The organism is Streptomyces sp. R21 (assembly GCF_041051975.1).
Lineage (GTDB): Bacteria > Actinomycetota > Actinomycetes > Streptomycetales > Streptomycetaceae > Streptomyces.
This window is the reverse complement of sequence record NZ_CP163435.1, coordinates 4,720,478-4,739,865: the sequence shown is the minus strand read 5'-3', so window position 1 is coordinate 4,739,865 and position 19,388 is coordinate 4,720,478. Positions and strand designations below refer to the sequence as shown.

The 19,388-nt window shown below is 68.4% G+C and carries 16 protein-coding genes and 1 tRNA gene; 8 read left to right on the top strand and 9 right to left on the bottom strand.

The features are described 5' to 3' along the window. The first annotated feature begins 580 nt into the window (after positions 1 to 580). A complete protein-coding gene (locus tag AB5J56_RS21035) occupies positions 581 to 1,774 on the top strand; it encodes a hypothetical protein (RefSeq protein ID WP_266798320.1) in 1,194 nt (397 codons plus the stop codon). 84 nt (positions 1,775 to 1,858) lie between these two features. Here the strand turns inward: AB5J56_RS21035 and AB5J56_RS21030 are convergent, their stop codons facing one another. The 4 genes from AB5J56_RS21030 to AB5J56_RS21015 form a co-directional block, all read right to left on the bottom strand. Further along, positions 1,859 to 5,179: a type ISP restriction/modification enzyme gene (locus AB5J56_RS21030; protein ID WP_369234285.1), complete on the bottom strand. Its 3,321-nt coding sequence runs from the start codon at positions 5,177 to 5,179 to the stop codon at positions 1,859 to 1,861. A 513-nt stretch (positions 5,180 to 5,692) separates the two neighbouring features. Further along, positions 5,693 to 5,766: transfer RNA gene (locus AB5J56_RS21025), tRNA-Pro, on the bottom strand. 42 nt (positions 5,767 to 5,808) lie between these two features. After that, on the bottom strand, positions 5,809 to 6,594 hold the full coding sequence (locus tag AB5J56_RS21020; RefSeq protein ID WP_369234284.1) for a Pr6Pr family membrane protein: 786 nt from the start codon (positions 6,592 to 6,594) through the stop codon (positions 5,809 to 5,811). Between the two features lie 117 nt (positions 6,595 to 6,711). Continuing rightward, entirely contained in the window at positions 6,712 to 7,638 is a 927-nt protein-coding gene (locus tag AB5J56_RS21015; protein ID WP_369234283.1) for a metallophosphoesterase, read from the bottom strand. Positions 7,639 to 7,804: 166 nt separating this feature from the next. Here AB5J56_RS21015 and AB5J56_RS21010 point away from each other — a divergent pair, with 166 nt between their 5' ends. Beyond that, positions 7,805 to 8,272 (top strand): GatB/YqeY domain-containing protein, encoded by a 468-nt coding sequence (locus AB5J56_RS21010; RefSeq protein WP_369234282.1) that lies wholly within the window; start codon positions 7,805 to 7,807, stop codon positions 8,270 to 8,272. Between the two features lie 121 nt (positions 8,273 to 8,393). On the opposite strand, the gene AB5J56_RS21005 is transcribed toward AB5J56_RS21010, so the two are convergent. Next, positions 8,394 to 10,688, bottom strand: a complete 2,295-nt coding sequence (locus AB5J56_RS21005) for a transglycosylase domain-containing protein (RefSeq protein WP_369234281.1) — start codon at positions 10,686 to 10,688, stop codon at positions 8,394 to 8,396. Positions 10,689 to 11,095: 407 nt separating this feature from the next. On the opposite strand from AB5J56_RS21005, the gene wblA reads away from it, so the two are divergent. Then, entirely contained in the window at positions 11,096 to 11,434 is a 339-nt protein-coding gene (gene wblA / locus AB5J56_RS21000) for a transcriptional regulator WblA (protein WP_053745774.1), read from the top strand. A gap of 33 nt (positions 11,435 to 11,467) precedes the next feature. On the opposite strand, the gene AB5J56_RS20995 is transcribed toward wblA, so the two are convergent. Then, entirely contained in the window at positions 11,468 to 12,826 is a 1,359-nt protein-coding gene (locus AB5J56_RS20995; RefSeq protein WP_369234280.1) for an ArsA family ATPase, read from the bottom strand. Beyond that, positions 12,823 to 13,800: an ArsA-related P-loop ATPase gene (locus AB5J56_RS20990; protein WP_369234279.1), complete on the bottom strand. Its 978-nt coding sequence runs from the start codon at positions 13,798 to 13,800 to the stop codon at positions 12,823 to 12,825. The genes AB5J56_RS20995 and AB5J56_RS20990 overlap by 4 nt, the downstream gene beginning before the upstream one ends. A 94-nt stretch (positions 13,801 to 13,894) precedes the next feature. Here AB5J56_RS20990 and AB5J56_RS20985 point away from each other — a divergent pair, with 94 nt between their 5' ends. From AB5J56_RS20985 to AB5J56_RS20970, 4 genes are all read left to right on the top strand, one after another. Further along, positions 13,895 to 14,056 carry a DUF4177 domain-containing protein gene (locus AB5J56_RS20985; RefSeq protein ID WP_003981536.1) on the top strand — a complete coding sequence of 54 codons (162 nt, stop codon included), beginning with the start codon at positions 13,895 to 13,897 and terminating at the stop codon, positions 14,054 to 14,056. Further along, positions 14,053 to 14,520, top strand: coding sequence for a RidA family protein (locus AB5J56_RS20980; RefSeq protein ID WP_369234278.1), 468 nt, complete (start codon positions 14,053 to 14,055; stop codon positions 14,518 to 14,520). The genes AB5J56_RS20985 and AB5J56_RS20980 overlap by 4 nt, the downstream gene beginning before the upstream one ends. A gap of 91 nt (positions 14,521 to 14,611) precedes the next feature. Further along, positions 14,612 to 15,481, top strand: a complete 870-nt coding sequence (locus AB5J56_RS20975) for an NUDIX hydrolase (RefSeq protein WP_369234277.1) — start codon at positions 14,612 to 14,614, stop codon at positions 15,479 to 15,481. Positions 15,482 to 15,506: 25 nt separating this feature from the next. Beyond that, a complete protein-coding gene (locus AB5J56_RS20970; protein WP_369234276.1) occupies positions 15,507 to 16,337 on the top strand; it encodes an MBL fold metallo-hydrolase in 831 nt (276 codons plus the stop codon). On the opposite strand, the gene AB5J56_RS20965 is transcribed toward AB5J56_RS20970, so the two are convergent. Beyond that, a complete protein-coding gene (locus AB5J56_RS20965) occupies positions 16,334 to 17,173 on the bottom strand; it encodes a nucleotidyltransferase domain-containing protein (RefSeq protein ID WP_369234275.1) in 840 nt (279 codons plus the stop codon). The genes AB5J56_RS20970 and AB5J56_RS20965 overlap by 4 nt on opposite strands. 130 nt (positions 17,174 to 17,303) lie before the next feature. Next, a complete protein-coding gene (locus AB5J56_RS20960; protein ID WP_006382668.1) occupies positions 17,304 to 17,978 on the bottom strand; it encodes a Crp/Fnr family transcriptional regulator in 675 nt (224 codons plus the stop codon). A 329-nt stretch (positions 17,979 to 18,307) separates the two neighbouring features. Between AB5J56_RS20960 and nth the strand changes: the two genes are divergently transcribed. Further along, on the top strand, positions 18,308 to 19,384 hold the full coding sequence (gene nth / locus AB5J56_RS20955; protein ID WP_369234274.1) for an endonuclease III: 1,077 nt from the start codon (positions 18,308 to 18,310) through the stop codon (positions 19,382 to 19,384). Positions 19,385 to 19,388: the final 4 nt, after the last annotated feature.

Here is a 19,388-nt window from a genome sequence, read left to right as displayed (position 1 = left end):
CACCGGAGCGGAGAGCCTGGGCGCTGTCCTCCGCGAACCGCTTGACTGCCTTGACAACGGCCGGGTCACGACGGACTTCGTCGGCGGCGTGGATCCGGGCGGCAGCGAGGGCCAGGTGGTCGAGGTTGAGGCGAGACATGGCAGTGGACCTTTCGTCGCTGATGGTGCTTGCGCGTGTGCAACATAGCGTCACTTAGTGTGTGGTGTACGCACTATGGCGACATTGACGGCAACGACGACACGCTCAGCTTCTGGGACCGCCTGAGCCGGAGGGGCTGGCGCAGCGCGTCACAGGTTCTTTGCCGGTTGCCTGTGACGGTGGGTGAGAGTCATACGGATCGGTCGAAGGCGTCGGGGCGGCGCGGGTGTTGAGTGTGGCGTTCGAGGTAGCGGGGCGTGTTCGGCGTCGGCGTCATAGCGCCACCGGTAGGCGCGGGCCGTTCGTTTGTAGCGGACGGTGTAAGCGGTGATCTGTGTTTTCGATCGTCGCGGGAGGCGAAGTCGGAGTACGGCCTGTACGTCGGCTTCGTTGCCGACATCAGTCGGGCCGACTGCCTGCCTCAATGCGTAGTACTCGTGATTGAGCGAATTCCTCCCCGTCGTGCGGCATATCCCTGCCAGGATCAGACCCGTGACATACGTAGTGACTGTGGACGCCCACATCCCGGAGGGCACTCCGGAGATGGATCCACTTCAGCGCACTGGCGCCGTGGCGCTCATCGAGGACGGATTCGACTCGGTCGGGGCTATCGAGGGACCCGACGGCATGGAAGTCGATCTCCTCGACAGCATCGTGGCCGTCTACCCGGGTGGAGCGCTTCTGAAAGTTTTCGTGGATGCTCCGGCTCTGGAGTTCGCCGAGGAGGCCGTGCGCTCGGTCGTGAGTGAACTGCTGGAACGGTCCGAGCTGTTGGCTGACTGGCAGATCGAGCGATGTGAGGTCGAACTGCACCCGGAGCTCGCCCAGGAGAGTCTCGCCGCCGCCGACGGTCCCGATGCCCCGCCCGATGATGTGGCAGACCGTAAGGCTCGGCATACCGAGCGCCCCACGGCCGAGGACGACAGCGAGGGCTACGACGCCGAGGCGAAAGCTGAGGCGGTACGCGGTCAGATGCTGGCACTGGCAGATGAACTACGTTCCTTCTCGCCCGTGATGTTCGGCGTCCTGGACGACGAAGACGACGAGGAGGAAGACGGCGACACCGAGTTCGCTGTCTCGCCGGAGGACGCCAAACTCGCTGCCGGTGCCTTGGTGTACGCGACGGACATCCTGGTGGACGAGCTGTTCCAAGACGTGCAGACTCTGACGGAGGAGGACACCACCGCTGCGGAGTGCGACGGTCCCCTGTGGCACTTCGAGGATCTTCCCGAGCGGTACGCCCTCCAGTACGACGCCCGTTTCGCCCGCCGCTTCCTTGTGACGGTGATCGCCATGACCACCCGCTTCACGGATGGCAGCTTCCAGCAGCTGAGCTGCGTCGCCGAGGAGCTCGCGCTGAAGCTGTTGTTGAACGAGACGAACGTGAGCCTGGAGACTTTCGGGCTGCTCGACGACGGTGTCTCGGCCGCGCTCGACTCGTTCGCCGACAACGTCTACGAGGACATGGACCACGAGTGGCTCTATGACGACTCCATGGACGGCATCGACGAGAGCGCCGTCGGAGCGGCTCTTGGTGTCGCGCCGATGGCGTTCAAGGCGTGGTTCACTCCGTTCAACGAGGGAAGGTACGTCCACCCGTCCGCGGCTGATGAGCCAGAGGGTGCGGCGCAGTGAGTTGTCCCGCTTCCTGAGGCTCCTTACGCAGGCTGGTTCTGCCGGAGCGACGGGCCCGACAGTAGAAACGGGCTGCTGTTTCGCTCACAGGTCGAATAGTGCGTCGCCCGCGTCCGATGTCGCCTTCAGCGCCTTGGTCGCCTCTGTGGGCACGGGAAGGACGCCCGCCGTGGTCAGATCTGCCACCGTGATCAGTTGGCCCGCGCACACCTCATTGAAGAGGTCGGCCTGTGCCGGCTCCCCCTGCACGAGCAGGCCGAGGACGTTCAGCAGCTCCAGCAGTTCCGTGGTCCATGAGGGAAGCCAGCGCCGAGCGAACTCATGGTCCAGTTCGAGGCGTCGCTTGCCGGCGGGGTTCCTTCGGCGGTAGCCAAACCACTTGTCGAGAACGTTCATCCCGGACACTTCGTACTCCCGGACCGCGAGAGGCACCGGACTGATCCGTCCACTGCCGACCCACAGGTCCTGTGTCACGGGGTCGTACGCCAACTTCTCCGGCATGGCTTCCGTATCGTCCGGAATCTCCGCGACGCATCGGGGGCGGTCGCGTGGCAGGAATACCCTGCGGTACGGCCTCCCGGCTGTCTCGTCGGCATACCGCTCGCCGTAGGTGTGCAGCCACAGGACCCGCTGGCCGATGGCAACCGCCTGCTCCCACAGACAGAGGTCAGCGGTGAGGGGTATGCGCGGGCCAGGGACTTCGAGGTCTCCCTGGAATCGGGCCGTGTACTCCGGATGGGACGCGAGTGCGGCAACGTAGGCCAGGAGGTCTTCAGCGACGACCGGTACTCCGAACCGCCTGGCGAGCAGGGGGAGTAGACCGGGCGTGACGTTGGGCAGCGTGCCGGCGGCGTTGCGGTAGAGAGGACGGGCGCAACCGCTGCGGTTGTTGAAATAGTCCATGTCGGGAATGAGGGCGCTGAAGACTAGCGCTGGCCCGTTGACCACCGGGTGGGCGTTCTGCTCGATGGTGTAGATCTGGCGGTCGCTGCGGACTCGCCAAAGGTCCGCCCTGCCTCGCTCCATCAATCGGCTGTCCGGCAGTACATATTGCCGGTCGAATGATCGGAATCCGATGCGTACCGTTTGAGGGCTTGTCCTGTGTTCGGCCGCGAGTGGTATCCGTTCGTGAGATGCGACCCCTGGCAAGGGCGGAACATTGTCCGCAGGCGTTCGCTCACCAGAGTGTCCGAGCATCTCGGCGCGTCGCTCGGTATCCGCAGCGAGCAAGCGCTGCCATCGCCTCTGAAGCGTCTCCTCATCCGGTGCATAGACCCACATCCGCCCAGGCGTGACGCCACGTGACGACCACGGCATCAGATCTCTCAGCTGCGGGCACGACTCCCACAGGTCGCTGCCGGGCGGCAGGAAAGGATCCGTCTTGCCTGTGGCGCACCCGCGCCATTCGGAGTCGTCGAGCCTGAGGGCCGCCAGACGTTCGATCTTCTCGTCGCGGCGCCCGGCGACCTTGAGGTGCCTTACCTTTGCGGTCTGCTGCTCTGTCCGCGGCCTGGGGCTGTTCCGCCATCGTACGAAGATCGCGATGCACAGCTCCTGCGCGACCTCGGGGAATATGCGGGTCGCGACATCAGCTCGGTGGCCCTCCGGCGACAGGTCGATGATCCAGCCCTCGTCGGCCGTTTCACGCAGATAGCGCCGCATTCCGTCGAACGCCCGCCCTTTGAGCCATGCCTTAGGCGTGATCAGCGCGACCACGCCGAAAGGTACGTCGTCGTGTGCGTCGAAGACCTTCCAGGTGGCCCAACGCCAGAAGTAGACGTAGAGGTTGGCGATCTTCGACTCGTACCTGCCGTTACCGGGTTGCCGGAAGGCCCCCAGCGGGGCAGGGATGTCCGCCTCGGGTTCCCCTCGCTCCACCCACTTGCCCGCACCTCGTTTCACGGCGTCGTGGGGCGGGTTGCCCATGACGACCATGACACGCTCGTCTCTCTTTACCTGGTTGGCCTGGCGGCGGGATTCTGCGAGTGCTCGGTAGGTGTGGGGGATCCAGTTGAACTCAGCTGTCGGGCTGTCCAGGGCATCGGCCACCAACAGCCTGAGTCCCTGGGCGGGGGCCGCGGACCCGTACTTCTTGAGCATGGCGTGCATGCGCAGTTCTGCGACGGCGAACGGGCCGACCTGCATCTCGAAACCGACCAGTCGACGCCCCACCATCTCTCGCAGGCGGGGGCCCACCGCGCCTGGTCCCTCTTCTTCAGCGATCGTCTCGGCAGCGAGCTCCAGTGCCGACAGCAGGAAGGTGCCGGTGCCCATGGCCGGATCGACAAGGACCACATCAGGGGAGGCGAAGCCGGAAGGAATATGGAAGCCCTCCCGCCTCAGGACGTCCTCGACCAGCCGGGCCATGGCCGAGACGACGCCATGTGGTGTGTAGTACGAGCCTGTACGTATCCGCAGCTCAGGGTCGTAAATCTGAAGGAAGTGTTCGTAGAGCAGGAAGTAGGCATCGCCTGTTCCGTCGTCCAGCACGTCCCATCTGACCGCCCCGATGACACGGAGCAGTGTGTTGAGGGTGGTGGAGAGTCCCGCGACCGAGTCTCCGGCGAGGACATCCAGCGCCTGGCCCATAAGTGAGTGCTTCTTGCCCAGCTTCGCGGCGATACTGTGCATGGTCTCGCCCTCGAAGGTGATTTCCTCCACCCGAGCGAGCAGAAGCGCGAACACGACGGCTTGACCGTACTGTTCGATGAATTCGGCGTCGGTCGCCTCCGGGAACAGCAAGTGGCGCCAGTCCTTGGCCAGCTTTGTAAAGGCTGGCAGGCGGCGTCGGCTCTTTTCCTGCGCGATCGCCTCACCGACCTCTTCCGACAGCAGTTGGCACAGTCCTGCGACTGCTCGGATGAGCTGGCTCGTGGTGCGGGGCGTCTGCGGCTCCCAGGTCAGGAAGTCGTACAACACCCGCGCAAGCGCCCCGTCGGCGGGAGCAAGCCGGGCGCCGGAGGTGAGGACCGAGCCGCGCAGGTAGGCCACTTCTCCAACCTGTTGGCCCTGCTGGTGGACAGAAAACTCGTTGCCGTCACAGAGCAGTACGTTGGCCAGCAGCCGTAGTTTCGCCCACTGCCCGGCGTTGCGGCCTGTGTAGACGGACGGGTCGGCCTGGGTGCCCGGCTTCTTGAGCTCGATGTAACCGACGAGAGCGCCGCCGACCTCAACCGCATAGTCAGGGCGGGCTCCCATGTCGACGAGCGGTACCTCGCCGATGAGGGTGACGTCCAGACCGAGGCCACGGCATACAGACCGGATCATGTTCTCCAGCGGTCCCCGGAGCTGGTCCTCCTGCCACCCGCTGCCTCTCAGCTTCGGCGTGACCTCCGCTCCAAACGCGGACACAGCGGCCTGGACTGCCTGTTCGAAGCTGTCATGGATCCTGCGTCGGGCACTCATACCGCCCCATCCCCCAAGGCGGGCAGATCCGGCCGACGTCAGGTCGGTGCGGCTATCTGCCGCACCTTGCTCCCGTCGGGGTCGGACTTCATTCCGGCCCTCGCTGTTCCATGACCGTAGGAGGGGAGCGCGGGGCGCAAGGAGGGTGCATGCGAGGGCGCATGGAGGCGCGTATCCGCGCAATATGCGCCGATGCCGGACTGGAACTGAGGCGTTGGATGCGCCCGGTCAAGACCGTCGCGAGGCGGCGGGCGGTTGTCCAGGGAGGTCGTCTGGTGTTCAGCCGGATTGCCGAGACGAATCAGAAGCACGACTCCCGAGCGCATGGCGCCCAGTTCACGAACGCGCACATGAGAGGGGTGTGGGGATGTGGTGGTCAGGTGGGTGCGGCTGCTGCTCGCTGGGAGACCCGGACCAAGATCTTCTCCCAGATTTCTCCCAAGCCATCTCCAGGAACCACTCAGGGGCCCGACCCGCTAAGCGGATCAGGCCCCTGACCTGGTGATACAGCTGTCGGGGTGGCGGGATTTGAACCCACGACCTCTTCGTCCCGAACGAAGCGCGCTGCCAAGCTGCGCTACACCCCGATGTCGCTGCTTGTCCTGCTTGTCGCGGCGACGTCGTTTACTTTAGCCCACCGGTGGCCGGAGGCGAAATCCGGTTTTGGCGCGGCGGCGGATGGGGTCGGGGCGGATGTGGTCGAGGGCGATGAGGAGGAGGGCCAGGGCGTAGATGGCGAGGCCGAGGAGGAGGGCGTTGCCAAGGACGCTCTTGTAGCCGTGCTGGTCGACGTCGAGGAACGGGTAGAGGTAGCGGGCCGCGGTTCCGGAGGGGAGCAGTTCTCCTCTCGCCAGGGAGAAGGCCAGGTAGGCGAGGGGGTAGAGGAGCCAGGCCGTCGCGTGGCGCAGCGCCAGTGGGGGTGGGCTGGTCAGGAGCAGCCAGTCCAGGAGCGCCGCGATCGGGGTCACCGTGTGGAGGATCTGGTTGGCGAGTGCCGGCCAGCCCGTGAGGGTGGCTCCCTCGCCCGTCATGGAGAACGGGCTCGACTCGGACGCCAGGATCAGGTGGTAGACCAGGCCCGTGGTCACGATGAACAGCAGCGTGCCGCCCGTCACCAGCGGGGGCAGCGGGCGGCGGGCCGTCCATGCCCGTGCCGCCGCCAGCGTGAACACCAGGGCGACGAGGATGTTGCTCTGGATCGTGAAGTAGCTCAGGACCCGGGCCGGGCTGCCGACGACCAGGTCGATCGTCACGCCCGCCGCCGCGACCAGCGCGACCAGCAGACGGAAGGCGGCTGCCAGCGGGCGGCGCACGGGGGCCACCACCGCCGACGCGGGGACGACGGACGGCATCAGCGCGGGCATGCCCGTAATCGCGGGCAGGTCCGGTATGTCCTTGGGTATCGGGGTGGTCATGCCCTCACGCTAAGCGGACCCGACAATTCGGGCGATATGGGCAGGCCGCTCGGGTTACCTGTTCAGCCTTTGCCGGGTCCCGTTCAGCCCTTACCGGGTCCCGCTCTGGTCGGCCGCCTACTCCCGCCCCACGAGAGTCAGCAGCGAAGCCTCCGGCGGGCAGGCGAACCGTACCGGCGTATAGCGGTTGGTTCCGCAGCCCGCCGAGACGTGCAGGTACGACGTGCGGCCCTCCGCCGTGTGCTTGGACAGGCCCTTCACGCGGTCCGTGTCGAGATCGCAGTTGGTGACGAAGGCGCCGTAGAAGGGGAGGCAGAGCTGGCCGCCGTGGGTGTGGCCGGCCAGGACCAGCGGATAGCCGTCCGCCGTGAACGCGTCCAGCGTGCGCAGGTACGGGGCATGCACCACACCCATCGAGAAGTCCGCACCCTCGGACGGACCGCCCGCCACGCGCGCGTACCGGTCGCGCTTGATGTGCGGGTCGTCGAGGCCGGTCAGCTCGATCTCCGCGCCCTCGATCTTCAGCGTCCCGCGGCAGTTCGTCAGGTTCAGCCAGCCCGCCGCGTCGAAGCCGTCGCGCAGGTCCTCCCACGGGTTGTGGACCGCGTTGACGACGGGGGCGTTGCCGTTCAGACCGTGGCGGCCCTGGGCCTTCTCGAACAGGTACCGGGCGGGGTTGCGGGGCCTGGGGCCGTAGTAGTCGTTCGAACCGAAGACGTACGCCCCCGGGAACTCCATCAGCGGGCCCAGCGCGTCCAGCACCTCGGGCACGCCCTCCGTGTCCGAGAGGTTGTCCCCGGTGTTGATGACGAAGTCGGGGCGCAGCCCGGCCAGCGAGCGCAGCCAGCGCTGCTTCTTGTACTGGCCGCCCACCATGTGGATGTCGGAGACCTGAAGGACACGCAGGGGGCGCATCCCGGGGGGCAGGACGGGAACCGTCACCCGTCGCAGCCGGAAGGAACGGGCCTCGAAACCCGCAGAGTAGAGGAGACCGGCGGCACCGGCCGCCATGATTCCCAGGGGTACTCCGTATCGCGCGCGCATGCGTCCATCGTGTCAGACCGCCCACGACCGCATGCGCCGCCTGTGGACAACCAGGGACAACCAAGGCGCCACGGTGCCTCCTCCGTCCCCTCGCGCGCTCCCACCTCCCTCCCCGGCCGGGAAATCGACGGGCGTTCGCCTCACCACACCTGCGACAATCGGCAACATGACCAACCTCAAGTCGAAGCTGCAGGCAGACCTCAACGCCGCCATCAAGGAGCGCGACGAGCTCCGCTCCTCGACGCTCCGGCTGACCCTCACCGCGATCACCAAGGAGGAGGTCGCGGGCACGACGAAGCGCGAGCTCTCCGACGACGAGGTGCAGAAGGTGATCACCAAGGAGGCGAAGAAGCGTCGTGAGGCCGCCGACGCCTTCGCCCAGGGCGGTCGCGCCGAGTCGGCCGAGCGCGAGAAGGCGGAGGGCGAGATCCTCGCCGCGTACCTCCCCAAGCAGCTGTCCGACGAGGAGCTCCAGCAGATCGTCGCCCAGGCCGTCGAGGACGCCAGGGCCGCGGGCGCCGAGGGGCCGCGCGCCATGGGCCAGGTGATGAAGATCGTGAACCCGAAGGTGGCCGGTCTGGCCGAGGGCGGCCGGGTCGCCGCCCTGGTCAAGCAGCTCCTCGCGGGCGCCTGAGCCGACTTCTCGCACATGTACGGCGGTGGGGGCGCCCCTTGATGCAAGGGGCGCCCCCACCGCCGTAACCGCACTATCCGGAATGTCCCCTACGCCCGGTACCAGGGGCGATCGGGAACGATCAGGGACCGTTGCCTCCGCCATTCCCGTTCCCGCCGTTCGACTGCCCCTGAATGAAGCCGTCAGGGAGCGAGAAGGTGGGCGTCGGGAACGTGCCGCCGTCGGTGCCGCCGTCCGTCCCGCCGTCGGTCTGGCCCCCGTTGTCGCCGTTGCCGTTCCCGTTGCCGTTGCCGTTGCCGTGGTGGTCCCCGTTGTCGCCGTCGTCGCGGCCCTTGCTCTTCTCGGGGTCCGGGATGTTGACGAGGTTGAAGTCGGGGGCGGGCCTGCCGTCCAGGGCGCCGGTCATCATGTCGCGCCAGATCGGTCCGGGGACCTCACCGCCGTAGACCTTGGCGTGGTAGACGCCGCCGATGCTGATCTCGGTCATCCGCCGCTTGTGCGCGGGGTCGCCGACCCAGACCGCGCCCGCCATGTTCGGCGTGTAGCCGACGAACCAGGCCGCGTAGCGGGAGTCCGTCGTACCGGTCTTACCCGCGCTCGGGCGGCTGCCGAGGCCCGCCTGCTGGCCCGTACCGTCCTCGACCACGCCCTTCAGGAGCGTGCTGACCGTGTCGGCGGTTGTCTCCGACATCGCCCGCGAGCAGGTCGACTTGGGGACCTCCAGGGACTTCTTCGCGCCGCCGACGACCTGGCTGATCGACTCGATGGCGATCGGCGTGCAGTACATGCCGCGCGAGGCGAACGTCGCGTATGCGTTCGCCATCGTCAGCGGCGACATCTCCTGGGTGCCCAGGGCGATCGACGGAGCCTGGTCCATCTTCCGGCCGTCCGCCCGGTCCGCACCCATCTTCGCGGCCATCTCGGTGGCCGGGCAGATGCCGATGTCGCTGATGAGCTGCACGTAGTAGGTGTTGACCGACTTGGCGGTCGCTTCCTTCATGCCGTACGGGCCGTGCTCCGACTCGTTCTCGTTGCTGAGCTTCGCCGGGTCGCTCGGGTCGTTCTTCCAGATCCTGCCGTCACAGGCCGAGATCGGGCTCGGGTACTCCATCTCGTACGGCGACGAGTACTGCTGGGTCGCAGACTTGCCGCCCTCTATGGCGGCCGCGGCCACGATCGGCTTGAACGTCGAACCCGGCTGGTAGCCCGCACCGCCGCCCATGTCCTTGTTCACGGACAGGTTGATCTGCGTCTCGTGCTTGCCGAAGCCGTACGGACGGGACTGGCCCATGGCGAGGATCTTGCCGGTGCCGGGCTCGACGATGGTGGCGGCGGTCGCCACGTCGTCGCTCTTGTTGACGTGTTCCTTGATCGACGCCTGCGCCGACTTCTGCGACTGCGGGTCGAGCGTCGTACGGATGGTCAGGCCGCCCTGGTTCCAGATCTTGGCCCGCGCCTCCTTGGACTTGCCGAAGACCGGGTCGCTCAGGAACACCTCACGCACGTAGTCGCAGAAGAAGCCGGCGCCCTTGACCGCCGTGATGCAGCCGTTCTTCGGCTTGCTGACGTGCAGCCCGAGCGGCTTCTCCTTGGCCTTGTCGGCCTCCTGCTGCGAGATGTCGTGCGTCTCGGCCATGCGCTGGAGCACCGTGTTGCGGCGCTTGGTGGCCTCCGCCTCGTCGTTGACCGGGTCGTACCGGCTGGGCGACTGGACGATGCCCGCGAGCAGCGCCGACTCCTGGAGGTTCAGGTCCTTGGCCGGCTTGGAGAAGTACCGGTGGGCGGCGGCCTCGACGCCATAGGCCTGCTCGCCGAAGAACGTGATGTTCAGGTAGTTCTCGAGGATCTTCTTCTTGCCGAGCTTCTCCTCGAGCTGGATCGCGTACTTCAGCTCGCGGATCTTGCGCCCGAGGGTCTGCTGGGTGGCCTCGGCGACCTTCGTCGGGTCGTCGCCGGCCTCCTCGACGAAGTAGTTCTTCACGAGCTGCTGCGTCAGCGTGGAGGCGCCCTGGGCCACTCCGCCGTTCTGCGCGTTCTGGTTCACCGCGCGCAGGATGCCCTTGAGGTCCACCGCGCCGTGTTCGTAGTACCGCGAGTCCTCGATCGCGACGATCGCCTTCTGCATGTACGGCGACATGTCCTTGAGGTCGACGATCGTGCGGTCGCGTGAGTAGACCGTGGCGATCTGGCCGCCCTGGTTGTCCAGGATCGTGGTGCGCTGGCTCAGCGACGGGCTCTTCAGGTTGTCGGGGATCTCGTCGAACCCCTTGACCGATCCCTTGGCCGCGAGACCCAGGGCACCCGCCGCAGGCAGCGCGATCCCGGCCATGACGGCTCCCGCGAGCACACTGACACCGAGGAACTTGGCGGCCTGCTGCGTTGGCGACAGACCACCGCCCGAGCGCTTCTTTGGCATGAGGGCAGCCTACGTTCTCATTCGCCGGACACGCGTATATGCCTTGGCCTAAGCTGTTCACAACTGTCACAGCAGTGCGGCCACGTATCAATACGTCCGGCGACCCCGAATCGTTCCGGAAGTCTTCCTGCTTTTTCGGTGGGGCGTGTCCGACTCCGCCTCATGTGTCGCCAGGCGTCCGTTGTGACTCAGCTGAACTGTCCCGATTCGCCGGGATACTCACGCATGTCCTCAGGTCACTCCGTCGGGTGATCTGCCGCTTACGCATAGTCCGTTCGGGCCATTCAAGATTGGGCCCGAAGGGGGTGTTGCGCTGTGCCCACCTTCCGTAACGTCCTCAACTGGCGGCGGTGAATATGCCGCTGCCGCCGTGGGGGAGCCTCGATTCGGGAGAGGACGGCGCCGGTATGGGCTGGGTAACCGACTGGAGTGCGCAGGCGGCCTGCCGCACTACCGATCCGGATGAACTGTTCGTTCAAGGAGCAGCGCAGAACAGGGCCAAGGCAGTGTGCACCGGATGCCCGGTGCGCACGGAGTGCCTCGCCGATGCGCTCGACAACCGCGTCGAATTCGGCGTGTGGGGTGGCATGACCGAGCGGGAACGCCGCGCACTGTTGCGCAGGCGGCCCACCGTCACCTCTTGGCGTCGGCTGCTTGAGACAGCGCGTACGGAGTACGAGCGAGGGGCGGGGATCCTGCCCCTCGACGAGGAAGAGGTGTACGAGAACTACTTGGCAGTGGGCTGAGGGCCCTCTCCGGGACGTCCCCGGAGGTTTCCCTCAGACACTCGCCTCGGGCAGCTCCGGCCGGTTGGCCGCGAGCCGGTTCCCGATGTCCCGCAGCCCCGCGAGGTCGTGCACATCGCCGGGCAGCGCGGCCACTTCGGCCACCGCCACCTCCGGGTGGAGGGCGGTGAAGCGGTCACGCGTGCGCTGCTCGCGGGAGAGCAGCCGCATGCGCTCGGCGTGCAGCTTCAGCAGGCCTGCGGTGAGTTGTTCCACAGATCCGTCGTGTCGGTCGCGTTCCTCGCGGGCGGGATCCAACGCTCCGTCGTGGGCGGGGGAGCCTTCGTCGGAGGCGGCTGCGGAAGTGGCGGCATCGGAAGCGGCGGTCGGGTCAGCGGGAGATTCTGATCCTGAACTGCCGTACGTGTCGGGAGAGTTACGAAGTCCAGCCTTCCCGCCCTCCTGATCCACAATGCGGGCGTCTTCAAGATTTTCCGCGGCGGCGAGCGCCCGCTCGGCAGACAGCTGAGCGGCACCGCTGCCGTGCACCCGGTTGAGGACCAGCCCCGCGAACGGCATGTCCTCGGCGGCCAGCCGCTCCACGAAGTAAGCGGCCTCGCGCAGCGCGTCCCGCTCCGGGGCCGCCACCACCAGGAAGGCCGTTCCGGGCGCCTGGAGCAGCTTGTACGTGGCGTCCGCGCGCGTACGGAACCCGCCGAACGTGGTGTCCATGGCGGCCACGAACGTCTGGACGTCCTTGAGGAGTTGGCCGCCCAGCAGCTTGCCCAGGGTGCCGGTCATCATCGACATCCCGACGTTCAGGAACTTCATTCCGGCGCGCCCGCCCAGCTTCGCCGGAGCCGTCAGCAGCCGGATCAGCCGCCCGTCCAGGAACGAGCCCAGCCTCTTCGGCGCGTCCAGGAAGTCAAGGGCCGAGCGCGAGGGCGGCGTGTCGACGACGATCAGGTCCCACTCGTCGCGCGCCCGCAGCTGGCCCAGCTTCTCCATCGCCATGTACTCCTGCGTGCCCGCGAAGCCCGCCGAAAGCGACTGGTAGAAGGGGTTGTTGAGGATCACGGCCGCTTGCTTGCCGTTTGCGTGCGCCTCGACGATCTCGTCGAAGGTGCGCTTCATGTCGAGCATCATGGCGTGCAGTTCGCCGTCCCCCTCGACGCCTTTCACGCGCCTCGGGATGTTGTCCAGCGAGTCGATGCCCATCGACTGGGCGAGCCGGCGCGCCGGGTCGATGGTGAGCACCACCACCTTGCGGCCGCGCTCGGCGGCCCGCAGCCCGAGGGCCGCCGCCGTGGTCGTCTTGCCGACGCCGCCCGAGCCGCAGCACACCACGATGCGGGTCTTCGGGTCGTCGATCAGCGGGTCGACGTCGAGCACGCGCGCGTGGTCCAGACTCATGACATCCCTTGCTTCCGCAGATGGCCGGCCAGCTCATAGAGGCTCGAGAGATCCATTCCCTCGCTGAACAGCGGCAGTTCGTGCAGCGGCAGACCCAACTCGGCCAGCACGGCACGCTGTTCGTGCTCCAGCGCGTACCGCTCGGCGTACTCGTCGGCCTGCCGCAGCAGCGGGTCCACCAGCCGCTCCGCGTTCCCGCCGCGGCGCGCCCCGCCGAGCCCGGCGGCGGACAGCGACTGGGCGACGGCGGTGCGCGGCACTGCGTGTACGAGTTCCAGATCGGCGGCGTCCAACACCTCGGGCCGCACCATGTTCACGATGATCCGGCCCACCGGGAGGTTCGCCGCACGCAGCTCCGCGATGCCGTCCGCGGTCTCCTGGACGGGCATCTCCTCCAGGAGCGTCACCAAGTGGACCGAGGTCTCACGGGACTTCAGGACGCGCATCACGGCCTGGGCCTGGTTGTGTATCGGGCCGATCTTCGCGAGGCCCGCCACCTCGTCGTTCACGTTCAGAAAGCGGGTGATGCGGCCCGTCGGCGGGGCGTCCATGACCACGTAGTCGTACGCGAACCGGCCGCTCTTGTCCTTCCTGCGGACGGCCTCGCAGGCCTTGCCCGTCAGGAGGACGTCCCGCAGGCCGGGCGCGATGGTGGTCGCGAAGTCGATGGCGCCGAGCTTCTTCAGGGCCCGGCCTGCGCCGCCCAGTTTGTAGAACATCTGGAGGTAGTCCAGAAGGGCCAGTTCGGGGTCGATGGACAGTGCGTACACCTCCCCGCCCCCCGGAGCGACGGCGATCTTCCGCTCCTCGTAGGGCAGCGCTTCTGTCTCGAAGAGCTGCGCGATGCCCTGTCTGCCCTCGACCTCGACCAGGAGAGTGCGCTTCCCCTCGGTCGCGAGGGCGAGCGCGAGGGCGGCGGCCACCGTGGTCTTACCGGTACCGCCCTTGCCGCTGACGACCTGGAGCCTGCTCACGTCTTCGAGCCTAACCACTCCGCGCGCGGAGTACGCGGGAGGCTGTGGACAACGTGTGCGAGTGGCTCCGGTGACAGCGGATACAGTCGGCCACATGACCAAGTGGGAATACGTGACTGTGCCGCTGCTCGTCCATGCCACGAAGCAGATTCTGGACACCTGGGGCGAGGACGGCTGGGAGCTCGTCCAGGTCGTGCCCGGGCCGAACAACCCCGAGCAGCTGGTGGCCTACCTGAAGCGGGAGAAGCAGGCATGAGCGCCGTCGAGGACAAGCTTGCCGAACTCGGTCTGACACTGCCCGCGGTCGTCCCGCCGCTCGCCGCCTACCAGCCCGCCGTGCAGTCCGGCGTGTACGTCTACACCGCCGGCCAGCTTCCGATGGTGGACGGCAAGCTCCCGGTCACCGGCAAGGTCGGCGCCGAGGTCACGGCCGAGGAGGCCAAGGAGCTGGCCCGCACCTGCGCGCTGAACGCGCTGGCCGCGGTCAAGTCCGTCGCGGGCGACCTGGACCGCATCGCGCGGGTCGTGAAGGTCGTCGGCTTCGTGGCGTCCGCGTCCGACTTCACCGGCCAGCCCGGCGTCCTGAACGGCGCCAGCGAGCTGCTGGGCGCGGTTCTCGGCGACAAGGGTGTGCACGCGCGCAGCGCGGTCGGCGTTGCCGTGCTCCCGCTGGACGCGCCGGTCGAGGTCGAGGTCCAGGTGGAGCTGACTCAGGCCTGATCGCCCTCCTCGGAGGCAGCTGATCATGTTCCTCCGGGGGCGCCGATTGTTGGCTCTCGAACATCAGCGCGCTACGGGATAGCCTCCGCCCATGGCGAATGGGCAGTGGTACCCCCCGGAGTGGCCGGACCGCATCCGCGCGCTGGCGGAAGGCACCCTCACCCCGGTCGCCCCGAAGCGGGCGGCCACCGTCATGCTGCTCAGGGACACCGACGGCACGCCCGCCGTGCACATGCTGCGCAGACGCGCCTCCATGGCCTTCGCCGGAGGCGCGTACGCGTATCCGGGCGGCGGCGTGGACCCCCGCGACGACGACCATCAGATCCGCTGGGCGGGCCCCACGCGCGCGTGGTGGGCCGAGCGGCTGGGCGTCGACGAGACCTCCGCCCAGGCGATCGTCTGCGCGGCCGTACGGGAGACGTACGAGGAGGCCGGCGTCCTGCTCGCCGGGCTCACCGCGGACACCGTGGTCGGCGACACCACCGGCGAGGACTGGGAGGCGGACCGCGCGGCCCTGGTCGCCCGCGACCTCTCCTTCGCGGAGTTCCTCGACCGCCGGGGGCTCGTACTGCGCTCGGACCTGCTCGGCGCCTGGACCCGGTGGATCACCCCCGAGTTCGAACCCCGCCGCTACGACACCTGGTTCTTCGTGGCCGTCCTCCCGGAGGGGCAGCGCACCCGCAACGCCTCCACGGAGGCCGACCGCACGGTGTGGATCCGGCCGCACGAGGCGGCCGAGGGGTACGACAAGGGCGAGCTGCTCATGATGCCGCCCACCGTCGCCACCCTGCGCCAGCTCCTCCCGTACGCCACCGCCGCCGACGCCCTCGCCGCCGCGCCCTCCCGCGACCTGATCCCCGTCCTGGCGCAGGCCCGGCTGGAGGACGGCGAACTGATCCTCTCCTGGCCAGGCCACGCCGAGTTCACCAAGCACATCCCGAAGGGCGGAGCCCCCGCATGACCGACGTCCTGGAAGGCCCCCACGCATGACGGACGCAGCCGCCCTCCCCGGCCAGCCGCGCGGCGGGGTGCTCTCCGGCCCCGCCACGCCCCGAGCCGTCAACGTCCTGGCGCCGAACGCGTCCGCGATGACCCTGGACGGGACGAACACCTGGGTTCTCGCCGAGCCCGACTCCGAGCTGGCGGTCGTGATCGACCCGGGACCGCTGGACGACGCGCACCTGCGTGAGGTCATGGCCACGGCCGAGAAGGCGGGCAAGCGGGTCGCGCTGACCCTGCTGACGCACGGGCACCCCGACCACGCCGAGGGCGCGGCGCGGTTCGCCGAGCTGACGGGGACGAAGGTGCGGGCCCTCGACCCGGCGCTGCGGCTCGGCGACGAGGGGCTGGCGCCCGGCGACGTCATCACGGTGGGCGGGCTCGAACTGCGCGTCGTGCCGACCCCGGGCCACACCGCCGACTCGCTGTGCTTCCATCTCCCGGCCGATCAGGCGGTCCTGACGGGTGACACCGTCCTGGGGCGCGGTACGACCGTGGTGGCCCACCCGGACGGCCGCCTGGGCGACTATCTCGACTCCCTGCGCCGGCTGCGCTCGCTGACGGTCGACGACGGCGTCCACACGGTGCTGCCCGGCCACGGGCCCGTCCTCGAAGACGCCCAGGGAGCCGTCGAGTTCTACCTGGCCCACCGCGCCCACCGCCTCGCTCAGGTCGAGACGGCCGTCGAGAACGGGCACCGCGCACCGGCCGAGGTCGTCGCCCATGTGTACGCCGACGTGGACCCGTCCCTGTGGCCCGCGGCCGAACTGTCCGTCCGCGCCCAGCTGGAGTACCTGCGCGAACACGGGCTGATCTAGGGCCCGTCCGGACGGGGCGCTTTGACGCCGTGCACGCGCGCGTACTCCTCGGCGAGCCATGGGCCGAGGTCGTCGACGTAGGAGTGGAGCACGGCCGGGTCGCCGGTCGGCTCGTAGCCGAGAACGGCCGCCTTCCGTAGCTGCGCGGCTCGCTCGGGGTAGTACGTGCCGAACGCCTCGGCCATGTCCCGCAGATCGCTGGTCCAGCCGTTCCAGCGGGGCATGACGAGGGTGAAGCCGGTGCGGACGAGGTGGCGGGACATGAATCGCACCAGCGGACGGCGGGCCTCGTCGGTGTCGTCCGCGGCGGCGATCCGCTCGCGCCAGCGCGGCAGGAACAGCGCCAGGTCGCCGTTCGTCTCGCGGGCGAGGAGCGAGTCCGGGCGGTAGCGGGGCAGGTATTCGGCCAGGTCCTCGCCCAGCAGGGGCGTACAGAGGCAGGCGACGAACCATCCGAGGTCGTACGTCTCCAGGTCGCTCAGCAGCCGCGTACGGCTGAACAGGAGCGTCCCGACCCCGTCGATCTCCGGGAACTCCTTGTCGAGCATCTCACCGAGCCGGACGGCGTCGGCGCGGTCGCTCTCGGCGGGTTCCTCGCGCAGGACGAGCAGCAGATCGAGGTCGGAGCGGCCCACGCGCGCGGTGCCGCGCGGAATGGACCCGTAGAGGTAGGCGCCCGTCATCCGCGCCCCGAAGGCCTCCAGCACCTGATCGCGCGCCGCGGCGGCCACGGGCCGGAACGCGGGCTGGATCCGCCCGAGCGATCCTTCACGCTCGATGTATCCCTGGGCGTCGAGCCCGGGTCGGTGCCCTCTTTGGTGCCCTGTTTCGGCCATGCGCCCACTGTGCCTCGGCGAAGCCGCCGAGGCAGTTCATTTTCTGCGTGCCAGGTCTCGGCTACGGCTGCGGGGTCCCGCCTCACAGAGAGGCGGGACCCCGCAGCCGTACGGCAAAAGAAGAGGGCGGCTAGCGCGACCGCTTGGCCAGGCGCTCGACGTCCAGCAGGATCACGGCGCGGGCCTCCAGACGGAGCCAGCCGCGGCCCGCGAAGTCGGCGAGCGCCTTGTTGACCGTCTCGCGGGACGCGCCGACCAGCTGGGCCAGCTCCTCCTGCGTGAGGTCGTGCACGACGTGGATGCCCTCTTCGGACTGCACGCCGAAACGGCGGGAGAGGTCCAGCAGGGCGCGGGCGACACGGCCCGGGACGTCCGAGAAGACCAGGTCGGACATCTGGTCGTTGGTCTTGCGCAGGCGTCGGGCGACGGCGCGCAGCAGGGCGGCGGCCACCTCGGGGCGTGCGTTCAGCCAGGGCTGGAGGTCGCCGTGGCCGAGGCCGAGCAGCTTGACCTCGGTGAGCGCGGTGGCGGTCGCCGTGCGCGGGCCCGGGTCGAACAGCGACAGTTCGCCGATCAGCTCACCGGGGCCGAGGACGGCGAGCATGTTCTCGCGCCCGTCGGGGGAGGTGCGGTGAAGCTTCACCTTGCCCTCGGTGACCACATAGAGGCGGTCCCCGGGGTCGCCCTCGTGGAACAGGGCGTCGCCGCGTGCGAGGGTCACCTCACTCATGGAGGCGCGGAGCTCCGCGGCCTGCTCGTCATCGAGCGCCGCGAAGAGCGGGGCGCGCCGCAGAACGTCGTCCACGAGTTCTCTCCTTGTCGACCTGCTCAGGGGATCTTGCTCCCCGGTGTACCAGGGGACCGTGCTCCCCATCTTGCCGGACGGTCCAAACAGTGTGATCAGTCACAAGTCTGCCGCACTGGCGTGGCGGGGCGTGCGGCAGGGGGCCAATTGGGGGCCGATCTTCAGGGTCCGGGGCGGATGTCGGTGCCGGGCTTTAGGCTGGCCGGGTGTCCAAATCGCCGGTGAGAGCACAGGCCAAGGGGGCTGGGCAGGTGGTTGTACGGGGTAATTCCGCTGTGGGCGAACAGGGCCCGGACGGACCGAGGAAAGCGACAAAAGCGGCAGGGTCGATGTCTGAAAACGAGCCTCGGAAAGCGGCGGTGAAGAAGACCGCGGCAGCCAAGAAGGCGACGACGACGGTCAAGAAGGCGCCTGCGACAGCCAAGAAGGCGCCTGCCACGGCCAAGAAGGCGCCTGCCACGGCCAAGAAGGCGCCTGCGACGGCAAAAAGGGCGACTGTCACGGCCAAGAAGACGGCGACGGTCAAGAAAGCCACCGTGTCGGCCAAGAAGGTGACTGTCGCGCCGAAGAAGGCCGCCGTCGCCGTGAAGAAGCCCGCGCCCGTCAAAACCGTTGCCCAGAAGCCGCCCTCGGGCGAGTCGCACACCGCGCTCGCCCGCCGCGCCCGCCGCATCAACCGCGAGCTCGCCGACGTGTACCCGTACGCGCACCCCGAACTGGACTTCGAGAACCCCTTCCAGCTCGTGATCGCCACCGTGCTGTCGGCGCAGACGACCGACCTGCGGGTCAATCAGACGACCCCGGCCCTCTTCGCCAAGTACCCCACCCCCGAGGACCTCGCCGCGGCCAACCCGGAGGAGGTCGAGGAGATCCTCCGTCCGACCGGGTTCTTCCGGGCCAAGACCAGGTCGGTCATGGGGCTGTCCAAGGCCCTGGTGGAGGACTTCGGGGGCGAGGTCCCCGGCCGGCTCGAAGACCTCGTCAAGCTCCCCGGCGTAGGACGCAAGACCGCCTTCGTGGTCCTGGGCAACGCCTTCGAGCGCCCCGGGATCACTGTCGACACCCACTTCGGGCGGCTCGTGCGGCGCTGGCAGTGGACCGAGGAGACGGATCCGGACAAGGTCGAGGCGATCGTCGGCGGGCTCTTCCCGAAGAGCGACTGGACGATGCTGTCGCACCACGTGATCTTCCACGGCCGCCGGATCTGCCACGCCCGCAAACCCGCCTGCGGCGCCTGCCCCATCGCCCCGCTCTGCCCGGCGTACGGCGAGGGCGAGACCGACCCGGAGAAGGCGAAGAAGCTCCTGAAGTACGAGAAGGGCGGCTTGCCCGGTCAGCGGCTCAATCCGCCGCAGGCCTACCTCGACGCGGGCGGCATCCCGGCGCCGCCACTGGGTGCCGGATGACGGA

Bases quoted from the DNA above. Each gene is read 5' to 3' on its own strand.
- AB5J56_RS21030 (WP_369234285.1), bottom strand. From the start codon at position 5,179: ATGAGTGCCCGACGCAGGATCCATGACAGCTTCGAACAGGCAGTCCAG.
- AB5J56_RS21020 (WP_369234284.1), bottom strand. From the start codon at position 6,594: ATGACCACCCCGATACCCAAGGACATACCGGACCTGCCCGCGATTACG.
- AB5J56_RS21015 (WP_369234283.1), bottom strand. From the start codon at position 7,638: ATGCGCGCGCGATACGGAGTACCCCTGGGAATCATGGCGGCCGGTGCC.
- AB5J56_RS21010 (WP_369234282.1), top strand. From the start codon at position 7,805: ATGACCAACCTCAAGTCGAAGCTGCAGGCAGACCTCAACGCCGCCATC.
- AB5J56_RS21005 (WP_369234281.1), bottom strand. From the start codon at position 10,688: ATGCCAAAGAAGCGCTCGGGCGGTGGTCTGTCGCCAACGCAGCAGGCC.
- wblA (WP_053745774.1), top strand. From the start codon at position 11,096: ATGGGCTGGGTAACCGACTGGAGTGCGCAGGCGGCCTGCCGCACTACC.
- AB5J56_RS20995 (WP_369234280.1), bottom strand. From the start codon at position 12,826: ATGAGTCTGGACCACGCGCGCGTGCTCGACGTCGACCCGCTGATCGAC.
- AB5J56_RS20985 (WP_003981536.1), top strand. From the start codon at position 13,895: ATGACCAAGTGGGAATACGTGACTGTGCCGCTGCTCGTCCATGCCACG.
- AB5J56_RS20980 (WP_369234278.1), top strand. From the start codon at position 14,053: ATGAGCGCCGTCGAGGACAAGCTTGCCGAACTCGGTCTGACACTGCCC.
- AB5J56_RS20975 (WP_369234277.1), top strand. From the start codon at position 14,612: ATGGCGAATGGGCAGTGGTACCCCCCGGAGTGGCCGGACCGCATCCGC.
- AB5J56_RS20970 (WP_369234276.1), top strand. From the start codon at position 15,507: ATGACGGACGCAGCCGCCCTCCCCGGCCAGCCGCGCGGCGGGGTGCTC.
- AB5J56_RS20965 (WP_369234275.1), bottom strand. From the start codon at position 17,173: ATGGCCGAAACAGGGCACCAAAGAGGGCACCGACCCGGGCTCGACGCC.
- nth (WP_369234274.1), top strand. From the start codon at position 18,308: ATGTCTGAAAACGAGCCTCGGAAAGCGGCGGTGAAGAAGACCGCGGCA.